4 protein-coding genes are annotated in these 3,205 nt (G+C 75.1%); all 4 read right to left on the minus strand.

Annotated elements, in window-relative coordinates:
- Window positions 1–238: nicotinate-nicotinamide nucleotide adenylyltransferase (locus tag PKY62_RS10585; protein WP_324536732.1), on the minus strand; the 238-nt coding region annotated here is incomplete at its 3' end.
- A gap of 47 nt (window positions 239–285) precedes the next feature.
- Entirely contained in the window at window positions 286–465 is a 180-nt protein-coding gene (locus PKY62_RS10590) for a hypothetical protein (RefSeq protein ID WP_324536734.1), read from the minus strand.
- 114 nt (window positions 466–579) lie between these two features.
- A complete protein-coding gene (locus PKY62_RS10595; protein WP_324536736.1) occupies window positions 580–1,881 on the minus strand; it encodes a glutamate-5-semialdehyde dehydrogenase in 1,302 nt (433 codons plus the stop codon).
- Window positions 1,882–2,023: 142 nt separating this feature from the next.
- Complete coding sequence (gene proB, locus PKY62_RS10600) at window positions 2,024–3,160, minus strand: glutamate 5-kinase (RefSeq protein ID WP_324536738.1); 1,137 nt, start codon at window positions 3,158–3,160, stop codon at window positions 2,024–2,026.
- Window positions 3,161–3,205 lie beyond the last annotated feature (45 nt).

Below are 3,205 nucleotides of genomic sequence, written 5' to 3' on the forward strand. Positions count from 1 at the left end.
CCACCCGGCTGACCGTGAAGCGGGGGTTGGCCGCCGTCGCGATGACCGTCATGAGGTAGCGGTGCTCCGGTGCCGTGACCGCCGGGTGCTGCTTCAGGGATGGCCGGCCGGTGGGCACGAAGACCACCTCGTCGAGCCCGAGCTTGGACGCAGCCTCGCTCGCGGCGACCAGGTGACCGTGGTGGATGGGGTCGAACGTTCCGCCCATCACCCCGATCCTGGGCCGTTGCTGGGTCATCCGCTGCGTTCCTCCGTGGTGGTCCTGCCGTGTCGTCGTGGTGGCGGCTAGTGCCGCGTGCCGACGCTCCGGAAGGCGTACGTCACGGCGAGCAGCGCCACCAGGGCACCGAACGCCAGCAGGCCGTAGCCGACCGGCGGGATCGGCAGCTGGGTGGTGACCTCGGCGTGCTCCTCGACGGCGAGCAGGACAGCGTGCACGTCGACCTCCTGGTGTGAGCGGCTCACCGCGCGCTCCCGGCGCAACGGCCGAACCAGTGTCGCACGTCCGGCCCGGCGGGGGTCGACACGCGCCGCGCCCTGGACGCGTCGCGGGGTGCACCACGGCGCCCCCCGGCGCGGTCAGGGACGGATCTGGCCCTGCCCGTGCACCACCCACTTCGTCGTCGTCAGCTCCGCCAGACCCATCGGGCCACGGGCGTGCATCTTCTGCGTCGAGATGCCGATCTCGGCACCCAGGCCCAGCTGACCGCCGTCGGTGAACCGGGTCGACGCGTTGACCATGATCGCAGCGGAGTCGAGCTCGGCGACGAACCGCTCGGACGCCGCGAGATCGCGCGTCACGATCGCCTCGGTGTGGCTTGAGGTCCACGTGCGGATGTGCTCGATCGCGGCGTCGATCGAGTCGACCACCCGCACGGCCAGGTCGAGGGACAGGTACTCGGTCGCCCAGTCGACGTCGGTCGCCGGGACCACCGGCACCTCGCCGGCCAGCGCTGCGGTCCGGGCGTCGCCGTGCACGACGACGCCCGCGGCGTGCAGGGCGGCGAGGGCAGAGGGCAGGAAGGCCTCGGCCGCGTCGACGTGCACCAGCAGCGTCTCGGCGGCGTTGCACACCCCGACGCGCTGGGTCTTGGAGTTGAGCAGGATCGGCAGCGCCACGGCCGGGTCCGCCGTGGCGTCGACGTACACGTGGCAGTTCCCGACACCGGTCTCGACCACCGGGACGGTCGCCTCGCGGACCACCGTCTGGATGAGGTCCGCCCCGCCGCGCGGGATGAGCAGGTCCACGAGCCCGCGCGCGTGCATGAGGGCGACGGCGCCGGCCCGGCCGTGGGCGTCGATCGACTGCACCGCGTCGGCCGGCAGCCCGACGTTCTCCAGCGCGGCACCGAGCACCGCGACGATGACCGTGTTGGACTCCGCGGCGGCCGACCCGCCGCGCAGGATCGCGGCGTTGCCCGACTTGAGCGCCAGCCCGGCGGCGTCGACGGTGACGTTGGGCCGCGCCTCGTAGATCATCCCGACGACGCCCATCGGCACGCGCAGCTGGCGCAGCTGCAGCCCGTTCGGCAGCGTGGAGCCGCGGACCACCTCGCCGACCGGGTCCGGCAGCGCCGCGAGCTCGCGCAGCGCTTCGGCGATCGCGGCGATGCGGCCCGGGTCCAGCTCGAGCCGGTCGAGCAGGCCGGCCGACGTCCCGGCGGCCCTTCCCCGCTCGAGGTCCAGCGCGTTGGCGGCGACGATCTGCGGCGTCGCGTCGACCAGGGCCCGCGCCATCGCCAGCAGCGCGGCGTCCTTGGTCGCCCGCGTCGCTCCCGCGAGCACGCGCGACGCGACCCGCGACCGCCGGGCGATGTCCAGGACGGCGTCCCGCACCTCGTCGGGCACAGGGCTGATCCGGGGGGCCTCGACCGTCGTCATGCCCGCAGGATATCCGCCGCCCCCGCGCGGCTCCCCGTCCCGCCGCGGTCGCCCTCCCCCGCCCTGGCGCGGCTCTCGTCGGGACGCGGCAGTCTGACGCCCGGATCCCGACGAGGAGCCAGCGGAGGCGTGGGTGGTCACGTCAGGGGTGGACGAGGACGAGGTCGTCGCGGTGCACGACCTCGCGGTCGTAGCCCGCGCCGAGCCGGGCCCGCAGCTCGTGCGTCGAGCGACCCAGCAGCTCCGGCAGCTCCGCCGAGCCGAAGGCGACGAGCCCGCGCGCCACGACCGCACCGTCCACGGCGACCAGCTCGACGGGGTCGCCGGCCTCGAACTCGCCGTGCACCGCGGTGATCCCCGCGGGCAGCAGCGACGTGCGCCGCTCGACGACGGCCCGCACGGCTCCGTCGTCGAGCACCAGCCGGCCGTGCGTCGTCGCGGCGTGCGCGAGCCACAGCATCCGGGTCGAGCGTCGCCGGCCCGTGACCGCGAACCACGTGCCGACCTCGTCGCCGGCCAGGGCCTGGGCGACCTGGGCTGCCGAGGTGAGCACCACGGGGATGCCCGAGCCCGTGGCGATCTGGGCCGAGGCGAGCTTGGTGACCATCCCGCCCGTGCCCACGGCGCTGCCGCGCGATCCCGCGTCCACCCCGTCGAGGTCCGCGGCCGTGCGCACCACCGAGATGCGGCGCGAGCCGGCGCGCGACGGCGGTCCGTCGTACAGCGCGTCGACGTCCGTGAGCAGCACCATCGCGTCGGCGCGCACGAGGTGCGAGACGAGCGCAGCCAGCCTGTCGTTGTCGCCGAAGCGGATCTCGTCCGTCGCGACGGTGTCGTTCTCGTTGACGATCGGCACGACGCCGAGGTCCAGCAGCCGCTCGAGGGCGCGCTGGGCGTTGCGGTAGTGCCCGCGGCGCACCGTGTCCTCCGCGGTGAGCAGCACCTGGCCGACGCGCAGGTCGTGCGCGGCGAACGCCTCGGCGTACCGCGCGACGAGGATCCCCTGGCCCACGGACGCCGTCGCCTGCGCGGTGGCGAGGTCCCGGGGGCGCTGCGTGAGGCCCAGCGGCCCCAGCCCCGCGGCGATCGCGCCCGACGTGACGAGGACCACCTGTCCCCCGGCCGCGCGCCGCGCCGCGAGCACGTCCACCAGGGCCCGGAGGGCCACGACGTCCAGCCGGCCGTCCTCCCCGGTGAGCGACGAGGACCCGACCTTGACGACGACGCGGTCGGCCTCGGCCATCTGGGAACGGTCGCTCGCGGGGGTCACGTGCCGCATTCTGCCCCGCGCGGGCCTCCTCGCGTGGGACCGTCCGCGCCCGGC

Source organism: Actinotalea sp. (assembly GCF_035443605.1).
Taxonomy (GTDB): Bacteria; Actinomycetota; Actinomycetes; order Actinomycetales; family Cellulomonadaceae; genus Actinotalea.